The organism is Allopusillimonas soli (assembly GCF_004153445.1).
Taxonomy (GTDB): domain Bacteria; phylum Pseudomonadota; class Gammaproteobacteria; order Burkholderiales; family Burkholderiaceae_B; genus Allopusillimonas; species Allopusillimonas soli.
On record NZ_SDQC01000008.1, the window covers coordinates 1 to 18,862 of the forward strand.

Consider the following 18,862-nt stretch of genomic DNA (forward strand, 5'->3'; position numbering starts at 1 on the left):
AAAGTTTCAACGGTAAGTTTCGTGATGAATGTCTGTCTATGGAATGGTTCCGCAACCGCCTGGAGGCCAGAGTCATCATTGAGGACTGGCGTCGCCACTACAATGAGATCCGGCCGCATTCGAGTCTAAACTACCAAACCCCACACGAGTTTGTGGGAAACCTGACCAACGAATTAACAACCGAGGCCAGAATCTCCAGTTCTCAGTGGTAGGAAATTCCCGGACAGGTCACCCCGCGATAACTGCCGCCGCGGCGGGCATCGCCACAGCCGCGTGCGCCAACCGCTAGGCGCCCCGCTCGCTTCGCCTGAATACCAGCTTGTTCTCTGTGGAGACCTCGGGAGCGAAAGCATACCCCTCACTGTCGAAGCCCTGCAGAGCCGCCGGCCTGGCAATGCGATGCTCAATGACATAACGAGCCATAAGGCCGCGCGCCCGTTTGGCGTGGAAGCTGATCACCTTCCACGAGCCGTTCTTGCAGTCCTGGAAGACGCACTGAACAACGCGCGCATCAAGCGTCTTGAGATCGACGGACTTGAAATATTCCTCGGAGGCCAGATTCACCACGATGCGTTCCGCCGGCTTGCCCGTCGCCTGCTCGTCTAGCCGCTGGTTCAGGTACTTGGCAATGGTGCCGCCCCAGAAATCATACAAATTAGCACCCTTGTCGGTTGCCAGCCGGGTTCCCATCTCCAGCCGGTATGGCTGCATGAGATCCAGCGGACGCAGCGCGCCGTACAGCCCACTAAGCAGCACCAGATGGTCCTGAGCCCACTTTAGCCTCGCATCCGACAGGCTGGGCGCATCGAGACCTTCGTATACGTCGCCATTGAATGCCAGCACGGCCTGCCGCGCATTATCCAGGTCGAATTTGGGTTTCCACGCCGCATACCGGTCCACATTAAGCCTGGCAAGCGTGTCGCTGAGCTTCATGAGAGCCGCCACTTCCGATACGGATTTCTGCTTCAGCACCTTGATCAGCCGCGATGCCTGCGTCACAAACTGCGGCTGGGTATAAAGCGTCGTGCGCACGGGCGAGTCGTAGTCCAGCTTCTTGGCTGGGGACAAAAGCAACAGCATGGGTATGCTTCCTTGTGCAAAAAAAATATGTGAATTCCGATATCATCCGCCCTGGCGCGAATCGCATGAGGGCGCAAAAATGGACAACGATCAGCGGGCCGTCCAACCGCCATCCAATGTCAGGGTCGTGCCCGTCATTTGATCCGCCGCCTCGGACGCCAGGAACACAGCGGCACCCCCCAGTTGCCTGGGTGTGACGAACTGCAGGGAGGGCTGTTTCTCAGCCAGCAACGCTTTTGCGGCGGATTCGATGTCCAGGCCCTGCTTGGCGGCCAATGCCTCGATCTGCTTTTCGACAAGCGCGGTGCGCACCCAGCCCGGGCAGATGGCATTGCATGTTATGCCATTGCCGGCGTTCTCAAGTGCCGTCACCTTTGTTAGGCCAACCACGCCATGCTTGGCGGCAACATAGGCGGATTTGTTCGCCGAAGCCACCAGCCCGTGCGCTGAAGCAATATTGATGATTCGGCCCCAGCCTTTTTTCTGCATCAGGGGCAAGGCGGCGGCCGTCCCATGAAAAACGGCGGACAGGTTCAGCGCAATGATGGCGTCCCACCGCTCGACGGGGAAATTTTCAATGCGGTCGGTGTGCTGAATACCGGCATTATTGACCAGGATATCCACACTACCCACTGTTTTCGCGGCCTGTTCGATAAAGGAGCGGGTTGCCTGCGGACTGGAAAGATCCGCCTCGATGAAGTGTGCCTTGACGTCGAACTCCAGCTCGATGTTCAGGCGCTCCTGCTCGATGGCCTCGGGGTCACCAAAACCGTTCAGTACCACATTGGCCCCATTAGCCGCCAGCTCGCGCGCAATGGCCATACCAATGCCGCTAGTGGAACCCGTAACGACTGCATTTTTGCCTGTAAGCATATTCTTCCTTTTTTCGTGGGGAGATGATGGCGAGAAAGGTACATTATGCAATTTTTTGATTCCTTGCTAGAATACCGGACTTGCTTGGCACGCGCCGCAACCTTCGACCCGGTTCGGCACGCAGCGTAGCAGGGCGTGTGCATCAGGTTATCGCACAACAAGCCCCTCGCAGGCCAGCGACTGGTCTCCCCCCAAACGGAAGCAGCCAGAAAGGACAGGTGGCAGAGTGGTCGAATGCGCCGGACTCGAAATCCGGTATACGGTTCTCCCGTATCGTGAGTTCGAATCTCACCCTGTCCGCCAGAACACCATGCAAATCAAGCAGATACGGCAATCCGGATACCTTCCGGATTGCCGTTTTCTTTTGCGCTGGCGGTCCCCATGACAGAAATGTGAGCCCGATATCGCTGCCCTCTGGGGAAGCACCATTACGCTTTCTCCAGGTACAACACTTGCGCGACAACGCTCAGTGTTGCCTGCGACGGCGAGAAACTACCGGAGAAAGCGCATGAACAAGTCACATATACCGGCCGCTCAAAAGAGCGTCCTTAGCCAGTTGATTGATGATCACAGGAAGGTAAGCACTCTTCTCAAGAAATTTAAAAGAGAAAAGGCATCCAACCAGAAACAGCAAGCCGCCAACGAGGCCTGCACCGCGATCACTGTGCACATCGAAATAGAGGAAGGACTGTTTTATCCGTTTCTTCGCGATCGGGACGCTCGGGTATTCGACGACCTACTCGATGAAGCCTTGGTCGAGCATGGCAATGTCAAGAATCTCATTGAAAAAATTATGAACATGAGTGCCGACAACCGATTATACGAAGCCAGCGTGCGAGTCCTCGGTGAGCGTGTCGCGCACCATGTCAAGGAAGAAGAAGAGCTGTTGTTCCCCAAGATTATCAGCAAGAATGTGGATCTGCGCGAACTGATCGAGCCAATGGAAAAACGGAGGCAACATGTTCTGGTCGGAAAAGTAACTGCGTAGCCTGCATGAATGGCCTGCTATGGGGGCAGGCATACCATCACCGCGATCTCAGCTATGATGAATTGAATGGAAGCTTGCTGGACACTTATCTGAATGATCCCGAGGGCAGAGATGGGTATAGCGTCGCACCCGCGCGCAAATCCTGCTTTGCTACATATTCGTCTGATCCGGCGGCACGCCTTCCGGTAATCCCGCCGCACAGGCTGCCGGGCCGCGCAGCGCCAATTCCGCTCCCAATCCGAAACAGGCCATCGAAATCGAACCCACGGTAAGGCCGCGAACCAGCGGCTCGGGCTTGGCGCCTTCCGCATCTGCCAGCCCCGCCAGATAAAGCAACGGAATAAAGTGATCCGGCGTGGGAACGGCAAGGCGATAATCCGGGTGCTCCAGCACGCGCAAGATCTCGCCAGGCGCCTTCTCCAATTGCTCCACTGCGGCCTCATCGAATCGTGCCGCCCAGTCGTAGCCGAACTCGCTCCGATGCCATTGCAGCGCTTGCAGATTGTGCACGACATTGCCACTCGCGACGATCATCACACCCTGCTCCCTGAGTGGCGCCAGGCTGGCGGCAAGCTTCAAATGATAGTCCAGCGGTTTTAAAGCATTGATGGAAAGCTGCAGAACGGGAATATCCGCGCTCGGATACATATGAGCCAGCACCGACCAGGTACCATGATCAATACCCCATTGATCGCGATCCAATCCGACCCATTGAGGCTTGACCAGCTCGACAATTTCGCCGGCCAGATCGCTGTCGCCCGGCGCCGGATACTGAAAATCAAACAGCGCTTGCGGAAAGCCATAGAAATCGTGAATGGTTCTTGGCCTGCGCATTGCTGTAATTGCCGTTGCACCGAAGTACCAATGCGCGGACACGACCAACAGGGCGCTGGGCCGGGGAAGATGCCGCCCAAACGCTTCCCAGGCTTCGGTATAGCCATTCTTCTCGAGGGTATTCATTGGGCTGCCGTGCCCAATGAAAAGAGCCGGCATTTTGCTCATGCTGTATTCCTTTGACGGGATCCCGACCAGTCTCTCATGGTCAATAACAACTCTCGACAAGTTTAGTGTTGGAAGGCCAACATGTACACACTGGCCAGCATATTGTTATGATCACAACACGACAATTATGGCGGCCGTCATGCAGCTTGTTGCGATCATTTTATTGATGGCAGTATTGCCTATCTTTTCCATTATTCAAGAGATGGTCACCAGCCAGACAGAGCTGCTTGATGCGCTCGGAAAATGGTTCGTATTTTGGGGTGTGGGATGGCGTCTTGCGACTGCCGGGATACACCAGCTGATGCGCCCGGGATTTACCGCGAAGGATATATTTGAAATCCACGATCCAGCGGCAAGCAAGCTTGTTCTGGAAATCGGCATTGGTAATCTCGCGTTGGGCCTCCCAGCCATCGCAAGCCTTTATTTTCCGGCTTGGGTTCCGGCTCTTGCCCTGGCGGGATGCATCTTCTACGGTTTGGCTGGCATCCAGCATGTAAGAAATAAAGCGTCAACTCGCGCAGAGATCGCGGCCATGGTATCAAATATCGGTATAGCCGCGATACTGATCATCTACCTCTTCTGGCTTGGCGTGGTGGCCTAGGGACAGTGCCCGCCGAGGTCATTCGTCCCAAACCTCGCTGGCCGCAAGAACGCCGATCGCGGCATGGCAACTTTCAGATGCGCAAGCGATTATGGCAATCGCTCTGTCTGCATTCACCACTGCATCTTCACGCAGCGCAATGAATCCATCATGGCCGCATCTCGGACATACGGGCCGGATTCCGACGGGAAACAGCTTGTCCAGAAAACCACCCTTGTCTTGCCTTCTCATCGATCAGCGTCTCCCTTCCCTACTTATCCCGTCTTATTCATGCCGATGTATATAAACTCGACGAAATCACAATCGGCCACTAATAAACCAAGCTAGTGGCCACACTCGAAATACAGGATAATGCCTTTCCTCCGCATTATCATATGATTTTTTTCTGCTGCCATTGCGTATGCAAGCGCATTAATTGAAGCAGGGCGTAGTCCGCACTTGCCGAACGAATCTCGTTTCGCCCGCCGATAAAACGACGTGTTTCCGAATATATTCGGGCAGATTCGGTATCTCGGCCAAACATCCACGCGAAACACTGCGTTCCCGCCGGCGGGCCTCCAGGCATGAATTCTGTGACACCCGTATTGGCAATAGCCACACTGGCTCGGCTCTTGGCCAGCGCGCCTTTGGCCATTTCGATTGACACCTCCTCGCTCGTGAGGCCATGGGAACGTATAGTCTCTTCACTGACGCCCAGGCACTTCTGCTTGGCAATTGGCGAATAGGTCACGAACGCACAGTCCAATATCTCGCCCGCCTGGGGGTAATCCACCAACCGCGCGGCAATCAGGCCCGCCGTGCACGACTCGGCCGTGACAAGAAGCAAATGGTGTTCTTGCAGATAGCGTGCTATTGAATCCATTTCGTTCATCACAAAGCCTTGCAGAAAGGTTCGCCCCGTCGGTCAGCGAGAGGGCCCAGACCATGACGGCAAATTCCGTGCCGATTCGGGAGAATCCTGGATATAAAAGCCCCTGTGCACGGTGCTCGACCTACATCCATTTGGTTCTCGGAAAATCTCCGGATTGTGCGCCACCAACCCGTACATTATCTTGGGACACGCAGAAATTAACTGACTGATATGGAAATGGCTTGCAACCTCACTAAAATCACAGCCGCGAGCTGCCACCCCCGATAGTTATTCGGACATAACAAGGTGCATTTATGGCTCCAATACCCATTAATGGCGCAGGCGTATACGCAACCCGCGGGGGCCATCTCGTTTTCATCAGGCATTTCGAAACAGGCTACGAAGGCATGAAAGCGTATGGATACAGCATTACCGGCCGACGCTCCGACGCCAACGCCGAATGGCGCGCATGGCACCTGGACGGCAGGATATACAGCGGTGGAGGCACGGAATGGGACATCGTCGAAGCGGCCTGAATCGCCGACACATGCAGCGCTGAGTCACTCAAGCACTTGCCGGCGCGACTGACGGTGTCCTCATCACGCACCTGCGGGGGCTGGCGCGCAGGCGATTGCGGCACCACGCCCCCATGGCCATTACGCACAAGCAACATGCTTTTTATTTTCACGTAACAGAATTGTTACAAGCTGATCGCGCAAGGCATTCGTCCGCTCAAGCACGGCAAGGCCTGCAGCGGGCGCTTCTGCTTCGGATTTACGTCTTGGTTCTAGGATGCAGACGCTCGAAATTGCAGTCGCTGGCCCGCAAATAGCTGGTTTTCAGGTGCACTCGGCTCACGGATCAGCTATCCGCCGTCAGGCCTAGGAAACATGTAGCTCAGCCCGCTGGACTATGTCATATGCCTTATGGAAGGAGTCCAGTCAAGGCTGCTATTAATTACACAAATTGAAAAACAAAGTAGTGGTGCACAACATTGCAGTCGCAGTTTCAGGATGGGTGGCCACGGAGAACAGTTAGGGCAGAAAAATGAGGATGCAATGTCAAAGCACAGGCAGCATGCTTGACGTCACACGGCAGAGCCCGAGAACGGCGGGAACAAGCACGGGGGGCAGTCAGGGGGACTGGTATGTGGCCTATACAGAGCCGCGCCGCGAAGCGCTGGCGCAGCAACACCTTCAACGTCAGCAGTTCGAAGTCTATCTTCCCTTGTACCGTGTCATGACCAGGCGAACGCGGACCGCGCAAGCCAGAACAGCGGAATGTGAGCCGATGTTCCCCCGCTACCTGTTCTTGCGGCCGACCAAGGTGCAGCAGTCGCTTAGCGTGGTTCGTTCGACCCGAGGCGTGACCGCGATGATACGATTCGGCGCTGTCTATGCCCAGTTGCATCACGACGTGGTTGCTGCCATTCAGGCTCGTGAACGCGAACAGCACCACTCCAGCCTGCTTGCTGTCCGGCCCATGCAACCAGGCACGCAGGTACGCATCACCAATCCCGCACTCGATGGCCTGGAGGGCCTGGTTCACGCGGCCTCGTCTCAACGCATCGTGGTGCTGCTGGACATTCTAGGGCAGCAGACGCGTGTCAAGCTCAGGGAGGAGGATGTGCGGGTCGCTTAAGCGGTCCTTGTCCGTTTCACGATACCCGTAGTAGACCGCAGCGGGTGGCGATGTCGCCCCATGCGCAAAGCATGCCTCGCCGGCGCAGCGAGGCATGCTGAATCAAGGCAGTTCGCGCCATTCCTTCGCAGCGATGCCCATTCGTGTTGCCCTGTCATGGTGCGAACACTGCGGTAGCCTGCGCCACCAGAAAATGCCATCCGCGAGCCAGCATCCCGTGCCATGACAATGACAACGGCTCGCTGGTGCGCCGATTCACAGAACGATAATGCCATGAAACACGTTCAACCTCCCGTGCTCTGCCGACACACGCTGCGCCAGGGCATGAGGCTCTCCATCCTGTGTGTTCTGCTGCTGTTGTCAGCCTGCGCCGCAAGCCCGGGCATGTACATGGGCAAACCCGAGGACGTCCAACAGGCGCTGCAGGATCAGAACGCACCGCCAGGTGCGCTCACAGCCATCACACCCGAGCTGATTGCCAGCCAGCAGGCGCCAGTAAACCATGCTGTACGGCAGGATGTTCGCGCATTGTTCGCGCACGGGAATCCCTACGCAATCGGTGCTGGCGACATACTGAACATCGTAGTCTGGAACCATCCCGAACTCGCGCTTGCGCCGGCTGGCTCCGCCGTCGCCACCACAGCGCCCGGAGCGCCGGACGTGGGCAATGGCTATAACGTCAGCGCGGATGGTCGAATACAGTTTCCGTTTCTGGGTGCAGTCAAAGTCAGCGGCATGACGGAGTATCAGGTTCAGTCCCTGCTGCGCAGGCGTCTTGCCCCCTATATCGCGGATCCACAGATCACCGTTCGTATTCAGTCATACAGGAGCGGCCGCATCTATATCGACGGCGAGGTGCGCAATCCAGGTCTGCTGACGATCAACGATATACCAATGACCTTGCCGGAAGCCATCAGCCGAGCAGGAGGATTCACTGCGGACGCGGACCGTTCAACCATCATCCTGAGCCGAGATGGGCGACAAACCAACATCAGTCTGCCGCGCTTGACGCAAAGCGGAACAAACCCTTCACAGATTCTGCTCAGGAACGGAGACATGCTGCGTGTGATCAGCCAAGAAGAGAACAAGGTCTTCCTGCTGGGCGATGTTTATGCTCCGCGCGCGCAGAGCCTGCACGACGGTCATCTGAGCCTGGCCGAAGCACTGGGGCAGGCAGGCGGCCTCAATCCGGACACCAGCAACCCGCATCAGATCTACGTAATACGCAGGGGAGAGAACGGGTTTGCAGAAATCTATCACTTGGATGCCGGCGAGCCCACTGCGCTTGTGCTGGCAGCGGGATTCGAACTCAAGGGACAGGATATCGTTTTCGTCGATCCTGCTCCTATCGTGAGATGGAATCGCGTCATCAACATGATTTTGCCTAGCTACGGGGCCATTAGTGCGACCCGGGACATGACACGATAAAGGGTACAACCATGAATCATGCTTCCACTCCAACCGCCCCCGCCAATCTCAGCCTGGTGTTGGCGCCGCCACAATCGGCCGAGGAAGAGGACATCGACTTTCCCGGCATACTTGACGCCTTGTTCAATGCGCGCAGGCTGATCCTGCTGATCACGATTCTTGGGGTGGCGGCAGGCGCCGCGTATGCGTTCCTCAAGCAGCCCATCTACCAGTCCGATTTACTCATACAGGTAGAACAAAGCCAGGGAGAAAGCGACAACCAGATTCTTGGCGCGCTAGCCTCCGCATTCGATATCCAATCGCCGGCCAGCGCGGAAATGCAGATACTGCGATCCCGCCTGGTTCTTGGCCAAGCCAGCGATACGCTCAAGCTGTATATCAGCGCCCAGCCCGATTATCTGCCTGTAGTGGGAGAATGGCTGGCACGCCGCGCGCACGAGCCCTCAAGCTCCGATATACCCTTGCTTGACGGTTATGTATGGGGCAATGAGTCTATCGATATCGAACACCTCCAGGTACCGCAGGCGCTGGTGAATCGCACGCTGACGCTGCGAATGACGGCCAGTGGATACGATCTGCTGGACCCTGATGGCAAAGTGCTCGCTCAAGGCATGCCGGGCGTCGACGTCGCATTCGATACACCGGACGGCTCTGGGAGCATTCAAGTGTCCAGCCTGCAGGGCAACCCTGGCGACCGTTTCAATGTCAAGCGCCTGTCGCGCCAGCACGTCATAGAAAAGCTGCAGCATGATCTTGTCATGGAAGAAAAAGGTAAGCCTTCGGGTGTGCTGTCCGTCAAATTGAACGGCACCGATCCGGTACAGCTTGCCGCCATCCTCAATGCAATCGGCACCGCATATGTGGAACAGAATACTGCCCGCAAGGCGGCCGAAGCCGAAAAATCCCTCACCTTTCTTGACGGCTTCCTGCCCCAGCTTCGCAAGCAGATGGATGAAGCCGATGATCGCTACACGTCTTTCCGCGATACCCATGGCACCTTCGACCTGGGTACCGAAGGCACGCTGTCACTGAACACGTCGGTGCAGCTCAAGACAGAATTGTTCTCGCTGCAGCAAAAACGCCGTGAACTCAGCGTGCAGTTTGCGCCCAGCCATCCCTCCATACGCGCGCTGGATGCACAGATATCCGCGGCACAGTCGCAGTTGGACAAGCTTGAGATGCATATCAAGGGCTTGCCCGACCTGGAGCAACAGCTTCTCAATCTGCGGCGCGACGCCAAGGTAAACAGTGAGATCTACGCAAGCCTGCTGACCAGTATGCAGCAATTGCGGCTGGTCAAGGAGGGCAAGGTAGGAAATGTACGGCTGGTCGACAGGGCCGTTGTACCCGAACGGCCGATCAAGCCAAACAAACCCATGGTCCTGGCCATTTCCGCATGCGCTGGCCTGCTGCTCGGTGCTGCGCTCGTACTTCTGCGCAGCACGCTGGGGGCTGGCATCAAGGGCGCCAGCGATATCGAGTCGCGCATGGGCTTGAGCGTCTTCGCCACCGTTCCGCGCACCCGCGTCCGTCCTGGGCGCTGGGCATCTGGTGCGCGTAGAAACGGCTCGGCATGGGTTCTGGCCCAGTCCGCACCCAATGATCCCGCCATCGAGAGCCTGCGCAGCCTGCGCACGTCGCTGCGGCCGCTTCTGTATGATGCGCCCAACAATATCGTGATGCTGACAGGGCCCACTCCTCATATCGGCAAGACTTTCACCAGCATCAATCTGGCAGCGGTGCTAGGCTCCTCGGGGAAAAAAGTCCTCCTTATCGACACGGACTTTCGCAGCGGCGGCGTGCATCAGCAATTTGGCCTGCCGCGCGAGAACGGCTACGAGGAACTGATACGGGGCGACATTACCGTACACCAGGCAATACACAAAGAGCCGATTCCCGGCGTGGATGTAATAACCACCGGAAACCTGCCGCTCTATCCCGCCGAAGCCTTGCTTGCCGACCGGGCGGCCACGCTGCTCGACGAATTGTCCCACGCCTATGACGTTGTCGTGCTTGATGCAGCGCCCGTCTTGCCGGTATCGGATTCTCTGGCCCTCGCCCCTCATGCCGGCGTACTGTTCCTGCTGGCAAGGGCGGAAGTGACAACGCTGGACGAACTGGAAGAGTCCGCCAAGCGGCTGCGCCAGGCTGGCGCCGAGGTCAGCGGCGTGATTCTGAATGACTTTGATCCCGGCAGCCACAAGTTCAGTTCAAAATACGGACGGCATCGCCAGTATCAGCTGGAATACGGCAAGCACGCCTGATCCGCCACTGTCGCTACGTCATCGACTGCTCGCGCGCCATCTTCATGCCCATCGCCTGGATCCGCACCATTCTGCCGAGCACGCCTTTTGCACGCGGCGTAAGCCTGCTGGCGGGCGGCACCGCGGGCTCGCAGGCGTTGCTGATGCTTGCGGCGCCGCTCCTGACTCGACTCTACACACCCGATCTGTTCGGACTGCTCGCTGTCTATACCAGCCTGCTGGGCATGTTTCTCTCAGTCTCCACCTTATGTTACGAAGAAGCCATTGTCCTTCCCGAATGCGATCGGGATGCGGCCAATATCGCAGCCTTGTGCATGTCGATCACGGTGATTGTCGTCGTTCTTTGCAGCGTCGTATTGCATTCCGCGAATCAATTCATCGCCCGCGAGCTCGATGCAGGCCGGCTGGTGCGATATCTGTGGCTATTGCCGCTGGGGCTGCTACTGGCAGGCTTCACCCAGATCATGAGCTTGTGGGCGATGCGGCACAAGCAGTTCTCGCTGGTGGCCCAGTCACGCATGGTCCAGACCGTGATCACGCTGACCTTGCAGCTTGGCGCCTACAGGCTGGCCGTGCTGGCTCTGTTGCTGGGACACACACTGGGTCAAGCCGCCAGCCTGCTGACGTTGAACTCGGGAATACGGCGACGTTCACGCATACGCGGCATCTCCCTGTCGGGCATGCGGCAAGCGGCATGGCGTTATCGCAACTTTCCGTATTTTTCCACTTTGTCGAATCTGCTGGATACCGGCGGCCGCGAATTACCCACCATTCTGTTCGCCATGCTGTTCAGTCCCGGGGCAGCCGGCTTATATGCGCTGGCCAACCGGGTTCTTGCCATGCCGATGACCGTGCTGGGCAGCGCCATCGCACATGTACTGCTGGCCAATGCGCCGCAGGCGCATCGCGACGGCGAACTGGGGAGCATGGTGGCCATTGTCTATGGCCGGCTGTCCCACATCGCCATGCCCGCCGTTCTGGCTCTGATGATGGTGGCCCCCGATCTCTTCGCTCTGGTTTTCGGGCAGGAATGGCGCGAGGCGGGTCTGCTGGCGCAGTGCATGGCGCCATGGCTGTACATGCGCTTTGTCGCATCGCCACTGAGCACGCTGATTCCCGCTCTGGAAAAACAGCGCGAAGGGCTTGTTTTCTATGCCGCCGTATTTGCATTGAGAATTATCGCAATTGTGATTGGCGGGCTGAGCAACAGCCTGACGATGGCCGTCGTGCTGCTGTCTCTGGCCAGTGTGCTGAGTTGGGGCGCCTATCTGATCTGGATAACGGGGCAGATTGGCAACTCGATCAGAAACCTAGCGTGGACATCGCTGAGCTCGCTGGGATGGGGGCTGCTGTGCATAGCGCCGCTCATTGCCAACAAGCTCTATCTGAATCACGACGGAACCTGGATGGTGGCCCTGCTCATGACTGGACTGCTGATCAGCCTCAGAATCTACTACCTGCTCCGCCAAATTTATTGAGCATCCGCCAACGAAGGAAATGGCATGTCATCAGTTCCCCTGACGCCCGCCCATGCGAAAGAACCGCACAATGGAACCTGCGCAAGCGTGCCTGAATGGCGCGACAGCCTGGGAACCGGTCATGTGCCGGCAAAGGAAATATACCGGGCACTCTGCGAGACGGGAGCCGGCATCCCGCTCTTTAGCCAAGCATGGTGGCTGGATGCAGTGACGGTGAACGGCAGTTGGGACGTGGCCCTTGTCGCCAACAACAAGCAGGTTATGGCCACCATGCCCTACTGCATGTACAGACGCATGGGGCGCAGGCTTATCGTGCATCCTCCGCTTACGCAGACCATGGGCCCGTGGATACGAAAGCAGGATGAGTGCGACATGAAGCGCCTGAGCAGAGAGAAACGGCTCATGAACGCACTGATCAGTCAGTTGCCCCCGTTCGACCACTTCGAACAGCGGTGGCATCATTCCATGACCAACTGGCTGCCCTTTCATTGGGCCGGGTTTCAGCAAACCACCCGCTACACCTATGTGATTGATGATATTTCACATCCTGACACCCTGCCCGCCGGCTTTGCGCTGGGCAAGCGTCAGGACCTGAAGAAGGCGAGCCGGCTGGATGTGCGTTTCAACATCCCGGCGCGGGCGTTCTATGACCATCATGCGATGACATTGAAACAGCGGAATGCGCGCATCCTCTACTCCTTCGATGTCTTCCAGCGCATTTATGAGGAAGGCCACCGGCGCCACGCGGCATGCACAGTGGGCGCTTTCGATACGAAAGGCACCATGCACGCAGGCCTGTTCATAGTCTGGGACAGCGAGAGTGCATACGGTCTGATCAATACGATAGATCAGACATTGAAATCCTCGGGTGCCAGCACGCTGCTCACGATGGAGGTCATCAGACATGTTTCATCGCGAACGCGGATGTTTGATTTCGAAGGCAGCATGATTGAAGGCGTGGAGGCCTCCGTGCGCCAGTACAACACGCGCCAGGTGCCCTATTTATCCGTCAGCAAGACCCCCTGCAGGCTTTACGCGCTGGCACGCTTTCTCAAAACCCTGAAAACCCATATCTGATCATGACCTCCTCATACAGCGCAGCGGCGATCCAATGGATGTCGTCCTTGCTTTCTCATCGCTTCGGCCACGCGCTTCGCGTCGCGCCCAGCGACGCACGGCATCTGCTGCTGTTCAGCGCCCATAGTGACTTGCGCATACGCGTTGTAGCCGATCCCGCCACATTCACCAGCAGACACGGAAATTTGCCCTGCGCACACTGGCACGGCGCGCGTGAAGGCTGGAACCTAGCACTTCCCGGATCGCTTCCCGCACCAGGCGTGGGCTTCCTGCCAGAACCGCTGATTACCTGCGACGAAGCAGGCATGACCATAGGCTACGACATTCTCGGACTTGCGTTCTGGATGCTTACCCGGCACGAGGAACTCACCCCTGCGGAAACCGATCGGCATGGTCGCTTTCCAGCCAGCGCATCACACGCATTCCGGCACGGCTATCTCGAGCGCCCCATTGTGGATGAATGGCTGCACCTGCTTGGCGCAGCCATGCGGCGTCTGTGGCCGGGCGCGCCTATACGGCCGCCCGATTTCTCCATGCAGGTATCGCATGATGTCGACTGGCCCAGCCGCTACGGCTTCTCGTCTTTCGGGCAGTTTGTGCGCACCATGACCAGCGATCTGCTATACCAGCGCGATTTTCTGCAGGGCCTGACCGCACCGCTGATATGGGCTGGCACGCATACGCGCCTGCGGCGCGGCGACCCGGCCAATACATTTGAATGGCTGATGGATGTATCCGAGCGCCATGATCTGAAAAGCGCGTTCTATTTCATCTGCGGCCGCACGGACGCCGGCATGGACGCGCCTTACGACCCCGAGCATCCCGCCATCCGCGCCCTGATGCGGCGCATTCATGAACGCGGGCACGAGATTGGCCTTCACCCCAGCTATCACACATATCGAGATCCCGAGACGCTAGTCAAAGAGGCGCAGCGCCTTAGGCGCGTGTGCGCGGAAGAAGGCATCGTACAGCATGAATGGGGGGGACGCATGCACATTCTGCGCTGGGAAACGCCCACTACACTGCACGCCTGGGAACGCGCGCGCATGTCCTACGACAGCACGCTGGGCTACGCTGACCGGCCCGGGTTCCGCTGCGGCACATGCCATCAGTACCAGGCTTTCGATCCGCTGGAGGACAGCGCTCTGTCTCTGCAAATCCGCCCGCTTATCGCCATGGAGTGCACAGTGGTCGCACCGCGCTATCTGGGCCTCGGCACAGGCGAGTCCGCCAGGAAGAAGTTCCTGCAGCTCAAGCTGGCCTGCCAGGCCGTGGCGGGCAGCTTTACTTTGCTCTGGCACAACTCGGAGCTGGAGACCGCAGCCAAGCGCCGCCTGTACGCGAGCCTGCTGGAGTAAGCCCATACCATGAAGCGCATTCTGATACTCGGCATCGACACCTTTGCCGCCAAGAACCTGGCCCAGATCCAAATGCTGTCCCGCAAGGGCTATGCGTTCACGATCGCCACCACAGACCGCCGCGCCGATTCGCAGCATTATTTCAAGATGCTGGATCCGCACGCGCATATGCTGCATGTGCTGCCTGCCCATCCTCTCAAGCGGTTGGCCGCAGTCATAAGGCTGTTGAAGCAGGGCCCCTACAGCCACATCGAGCTCTATGCCGCCGGACGCTGCACGCTGCTCTATCTTCCCGTGCTGAAGTATTTCAAGTGCAGGTGGATCGTCGTCGAGCGCGGCGATATTGGTTCCATGGACGAGTATTCATTCACGACGCGTCTGGCTATCCAGGCCGCCTACCGCCACGCGGATGCGGTCTGGTACAAGGAGCCCTATATGCATCCGCTGCTCGATGCAAAAGGCGCACGCAAGCTGTATTTCGTACCCAATGCCGCACAGATTCCTGACGCTCCGCGCGGCGATGCACGGCGCGATATCGACTTTCTCTGGGTCAATCGCCTGGTTCATGTGCGCTATCCGGATTGGATCGTGCGCTCCGCGTCCGATCCTGAACTGGCGTCACTCACCTTGGCCATGCTGGGGTTCCAGGACGCCGCACGGTGCGAGCCGGAAACCTTGAGGCGCCAGATCTACGCTCAGGACAACCGCCCCCCCGGGCTGTCGCTGCATGGCTTCACGGACCCGTTCTCATGGTATCCACGCGCACGGTTTTTTGTTCTACCAGCCCGATTTGTATTCGGCAACAATGCCCTGCTGGAAGCCATGGCGCACGGTGTGGTGCCCATTGTGACCCAGTCGCCGGGCGTGGATATGCTGATCCAGGATGGCGTCAACGGCTTTGTCGCAGATCAGAACGAAACATCCTTCAGGAGCACCATGCGCAGGGCAGCGCGCATGGAAAAGCAAGCATGGGAATGCATGTCCCAGGCAGCGCTCGGCACAATCGCACAGAAGTTCAACCTTGACACGTGGACCAACAGCATGGCCCGCATGTACGAAGAGCTTGCCTGTTAGGCAATCAGGAGACAAATATGTGCGGAATCGTTGGCGTATTCAGCCCACACGGCAGCACAGGCCTGCAGCAGGCGGCGGCGTCCATGGCGCATGCCATTGCGCATCGCGGACCCGATGGCGCCGGCGTATGGGTGGAGCAGCGTGTGGGGCTTGCCCTGGGACACCGTCGCCTGTCCGTGATCGACCCGAGTCCGGCGGGTGAACAGCCCATGCATTCGGCCTGCGGTCGCTATGTCATGGTGTTCAACGGCGAGATATACAACCACGAGCTTCTGCGCCTCGAGCTCGAAAAGGCACAGCAGGCGCCGGCCTTCTGGCGCGGCCATTCGGATACCGAAACTCTGCTGGCATGTTTTGCGGCCTGGGGGGTGGAAAGAACGCTGCAGGCCACTGTGGGCATGTTCGCAGTGGCATTGTGGGATCGCCTGTCATGCTGCCTCACACTGGCTCGCGACCGGATGGGAGAGAAGCCAATTTATTGGGGCTGGAATGGCGGCAGGCTGCTTTTTGCTTCGGAACTCAAGGCATTCAAGGCCTGCCCCGGTTTTGTCGCCGATATCGACCGCGATGCCATTGCGCTGCTGCTTCGCCATGCATGCATTCCCGCTCCTTATTGCATCTATGCGGGACTGCACAAGCTGTGCCCGGGTATGTATGTCAGCCTGCCTTTGGGCCGCCAGGATGCAGCACGCGCCGCTCAGCCGGTATCCTACTGGCGCCTGAACGATGCCGTGCAGTCTGGCCTGGCTTCTCCTTTCAGCGGAACGGTGGACGAGGCCATTTCCGCACTGGACCGGCAGTTGGCCGCAAGCGTACGGGCCCAGATGCTGTCCGATGTGCCGCTGGGCGCATTCCTGAGCGGCGGCGTGGATAGCACACTGATTGTCGCCTTGATGCAGAATCAGAGTTCCGAGCCTGTACGCACGTTCACAATCGGTTTCGACGATCAGCACTATGATGAAGCATCCCATGCACGCGCAATTGCGGCGCACCTGGGAACACAACATACCGAACTGTACATTGAACCGCAGGACATGCTCACGGTCGTGGGGCTGCTGCCGACACTGTACGACGAACCCTTCGCAGACAGCTCCCAGATTCCCACCTATCTCGTCAGCCGGCTGGCGCGGCAACACGTTACCGTGGCATTAAGCGGTGATGGCGGCGATGAGCTGTTTGGCGGGTACAACACCTATCATTTCGCGCCATCCATATGGCAACGCATCGACGGCCTTCCTTCCTCGCTGCGCAATGCGCTCGCTGCAGGCCTGTCCAAGCCGTCGGTAACGGCATGGAACCGGGCATTGCTCCCGCTGCAACGCTGCCTGCCCTCGGGCCTCAACGCACTGAGCGGCGAGCGCTTGCACAAGCTGGCATCCCTGCTGCCGGCCCGGTCCCGCGAAGACTTCTATCTGAGATTGAGCAGTCATTGGAGCCGGCCCGAATCAATAGTGTTGGGCGCGCAGGAGCCTTCCACACTGTTGGGTCTGCCTCAGGCCTGGCCCGAATCGGATCATTTCGAACACTGGATGATGGCCATGGGCGCGCAAACCTACATGGCGGACGACATCCTGGTAAAGGTCGACCGTGCATCCATGGCCAACAGCCTGGAAGTGCGTTCGCCAATGCTGGACCATCGGCTGGTCGAGCTTGCCTGGCGCATGCCATTGGACCTCAAGATTCGCAACGGCACGGGAAAGTGGTTGCTGCGCCAAGTACTGAATCGCTATATACCGCAATCGCTGATGGAGCGGCCCAAGATGGGATTCTGCGTGCCGCTCGCAGCGTGGCTGCGCGGGCCCTTGCGGGATTGGAGCGAAGCACTGCTGTCCACCAGCCGCCTGCGCAACGATGGCTATTTCGACGATCAACGGGTGCGGGCTGCCTGGACGGCGCATACGGACAACCTGAATGATTGCTCCTCAAAGCTCTGGTGCGTGCTGATGTTTCAAGCGTGGCTCGACGAGGAGCGCAGCGTCGCACTCGCGCTGGCGCCATGAAGGTTCTGCACATCATCACCGGGCTGGGAAACGGCGGCGCCGAAGGGGTGCTGTACCGTCTGTGCGCCTTCGACCGGCAGTCCGGCCACCAGCACCATGTCATATCGATGATGGATGGCGGCGTGTATGCCGGACGGCTGGAAAGCGCAGGCTGCTCCGTAACCTGCCTGCACATGCCGCGCGGCCGCCTGACCTTGGCCGGGTTGCGGCTGTTGTACCAAAAGATGCGCGCGCTGCAGCCTGATGTGGTTCAGACATGGATGTATCATGCGGATCTCGTCGGCGGCGTTGCAGCCAGGCTGTGCGGCATACGCGCCGTCGCGTGGGGTTTGCGCCATGCCGATCTGGATCCTGGCAGGAACAAGAGGCGCTCTCTGCTGATCGCGCGTATTTGCGCTCGGTTGTCTTCCCGCGTGCCCGCCCGCATAGCCTGCTGTTCCGAAGAGGCCATGCGGACACACGCCAGACTGGGCTATAGCGCAGAAAAAATAACGGTGATACCGAACGGTTACGCGCTGGCGCAATTTCAGCCCAGCAACAAGCTGCGTGCGGGGGTGCGCCGCGACCTCGGCCTGCCCGCAGACAGGCTTCTGGTCGGCATGGTGGCGCGCTGGGATGTCCAGAAAGACCACAGCAATCTTCTTCATGCGCTGGCACTCGTGCAGCGATCACATCCGGCAATGCAATGCCTGCTGGTCGGCGCAGAAATGACACAGGACAACCTGTCGCTGCGACGCCTGCTGACACACACCGGCATGGCCGGCAGCGTCCTGCTCCTGGGGCAGCGGAACGATATTCCCGCCATCATGAACGCGCTGGATCTGCACATACTCTCGAGCGCGGGCGAGGCATTCCCCAATGTTCTGGCGGAGGCCATGGCATGTGGAACGCCTTGTGTCGCAACCGATGTGGGCGACGCCTCCTTGATCGTGGGTGAGACGGGGTGGCTTGCCCCCCCGCGGAATGCCCCATGCCTGGCACAGGCCATATTGCAGGCAATTTCCGCGCGCAGCATGCCCGACGAATGGGAACAGCGGCGCAAAGCCTGCCGCCTTCGCATTGCCCAGTACTTCGAACTGTCTCATATGGTGGCCGCCTACCACGCGCTGTGGGCTGCCACACGAGATCAACCCCTTCCCTGAACACGC

The 18,862-nt window shown here is 58.5% G+C and carries 17 protein-coding genes and 1 tRNA gene; 14 read left to right on the forward strand and 4 right to left on the reverse strand.

The annotated features are described in order from the left end of the window. A partial coding sequence (locus tag ERD78_RS18400) for an integrase core domain-containing protein (RefSeq protein WP_129971331.1) occupies positions 1-212 on the forward strand: 212 nt, incomplete at its 5' end. Positions 213-285: 73 nt separating this feature from the next. Here the strand turns inward: ERD78_RS18400 and yaaA are convergent. Continuing rightward, on the reverse strand, positions 286-1,080 hold the full coding sequence (yaaA, locus tag ERD78_RS18405) for a peroxide stress protein YaaA (protein ID WP_129971332.1): 795 nt from the start codon (positions 1,078-1,080) through the stop codon (positions 286-288). A gap of 90 nt (positions 1,081-1,170) precedes the next feature. After that, positions 1,171-1,953, reverse strand: coding sequence for a 3-hydroxybutyrate dehydrogenase (locus ERD78_RS18410; RefSeq protein ID WP_129971334.1), 783 nt, complete (start codon positions 1,951-1,953; stop codon positions 1,171-1,173). Between the two features lie 212 nt (positions 1,954-2,165). Between ERD78_RS18410 and ERD78_RS18415 the strand changes: the two genes are divergently transcribed. Beyond that, positions 2,166-2,256, forward strand: a tRNA-Ser gene (locus ERD78_RS18415). 205 nt (positions 2,257-2,461) lie between these two features. Beyond that, complete coding sequence (locus ERD78_RS18420) at positions 2,462-2,941, forward strand: hemerythrin domain-containing protein (RefSeq protein WP_129971336.1); 480 nt, start codon at positions 2,462-2,464, stop codon at positions 2,939-2,941. A 150-nt stretch (positions 2,942-3,091) separates the two neighbouring features. Here the strand turns inward: ERD78_RS18420 and ygiD are convergent, their stop codons facing one another. Beyond that, the gene (ygiD, locus tag ERD78_RS18425) at positions 3,092-3,943 is read right to left on the reverse strand and encodes a 4,5-DOPA-extradiol-dioxygenase (RefSeq protein WP_209020036.1); all 852 of its coding nucleotides are present in this window, start codon (positions 3,941-3,943) and stop codon (positions 3,092-3,094) included. Positions 3,944-4,082: 139 nt separating this feature from the next. Here ygiD and ERD78_RS18430 point away from each other — a divergent pair, with 139 nt between their 5' ends. Then, a complete protein-coding gene (locus ERD78_RS18430; protein WP_129971338.1) occupies positions 4,083-4,544 on the forward strand; it encodes a DUF6790 family protein in 462 nt (153 codons plus the stop codon). Between the two features lie 370 nt (positions 4,545-4,914). Here ERD78_RS18430 and ERD78_RS18440 read toward each other — a convergent pair whose 3' ends face one another. Then, positions 4,915-5,415 carry a CinA family protein gene (locus tag ERD78_RS18440; protein ID WP_129971342.1) on the reverse strand — a complete coding sequence of 167 codons (501 nt, stop codon included), beginning with the start codon at positions 5,413-5,415 and terminating at the stop codon, positions 4,915-4,917. Positions 5,416-5,708: 293 nt separating this feature from the next. On the opposite strand from ERD78_RS18440, the gene ERD78_RS18445 reads away from it, so the two are divergent. The 10 genes from ERD78_RS18445 to ERD78_RS18490 all read left to right on the forward strand — a co-directional run bounded on the left by ERD78_RS18445 (position 5,709) and on the right by ERD78_RS18490 (position 18,856). Further along, on the forward strand, positions 5,709-5,930 hold the full coding sequence (locus ERD78_RS18445) for a hypothetical protein (protein WP_129971344.1): 222 nt from the start codon (positions 5,709-5,711) through the stop codon (positions 5,928-5,930). 541 nt (positions 5,931-6,471) lie between these two features. Beyond that, positions 6,472-7,035, forward strand: a complete 564-nt coding sequence (gene nusG, locus ERD78_RS18450; protein WP_167668989.1) for a transcription termination/antitermination protein NusG — start codon at positions 6,472-6,474, stop codon at positions 7,033-7,035. Between the two features lie 273 nt (positions 7,036-7,308). Beyond that, the gene (locus ERD78_RS18455; RefSeq protein WP_245152532.1) at positions 7,309-8,463 is read left to right on the forward strand and encodes a polysaccharide biosynthesis/export family protein; all 1,155 of its coding nucleotides are present in this window, start codon (positions 7,309-7,311) and stop codon (positions 8,461-8,463) included. Positions 8,464-8,474: 11 nt separating this feature from the next. Beyond that, positions 8,475-10,727 carry a GNVR domain-containing protein gene (locus ERD78_RS18460; RefSeq protein WP_129971348.1) on the forward strand — a complete coding sequence of 751 codons (2,253 nt, stop codon included), beginning with the start codon at positions 8,475-8,477 and terminating at the stop codon, positions 10,725-10,727. Positions 10,728-10,771: 44 nt separating this feature from the next. Continuing rightward, entirely contained in the window at positions 10,772-12,205 is a 1,434-nt protein-coding gene (locus tag ERD78_RS18465; protein ID WP_129971350.1) for a lipopolysaccharide biosynthesis protein, read from the forward strand. A 24-nt stretch (positions 12,206-12,229) separates the two neighbouring features. Continuing rightward, positions 12,230-13,282, forward strand: a complete 1,053-nt coding sequence (locus ERD78_RS18470) for a GNAT family N-acetyltransferase (RefSeq protein ID WP_129971352.1) — start codon at positions 12,230-12,232, stop codon at positions 13,280-13,282. A 38-nt stretch (positions 13,283-13,320) separates the two neighbouring features. Next, a complete protein-coding gene (locus tag ERD78_RS18475; protein WP_245152533.1) occupies positions 13,321-14,640 on the forward strand; it encodes a polysaccharide deacetylase family protein in 1,320 nt (439 codons plus the stop codon). Positions 14,641-14,649: 9 nt separating this feature from the next. Further along, entirely contained in the window at positions 14,650-15,714 is a 1,065-nt protein-coding gene (locus ERD78_RS18480; RefSeq protein WP_129971356.1) for a glycosyltransferase family 4 protein, read from the forward strand. Between the two features lie 17 nt (positions 15,715-15,731). After that, complete coding sequence (asnB, locus tag ERD78_RS18485) at positions 15,732-17,714, forward strand: asparagine synthase (glutamine-hydrolyzing) (RefSeq protein WP_129971358.1); 1,983 nt, start codon at positions 15,732-15,734, stop codon at positions 17,712-17,714. Beyond that, a complete protein-coding gene (locus ERD78_RS18490) occupies positions 17,711-18,856 on the forward strand; it encodes a glycosyltransferase family 4 protein (protein WP_129971360.1) in 1,146 nt (381 codons plus the stop codon). The genes asnB and ERD78_RS18490 overlap by 4 nt, the downstream gene beginning before the upstream one ends. Positions 18,857-18,862: the final 6 nt, after the last annotated feature.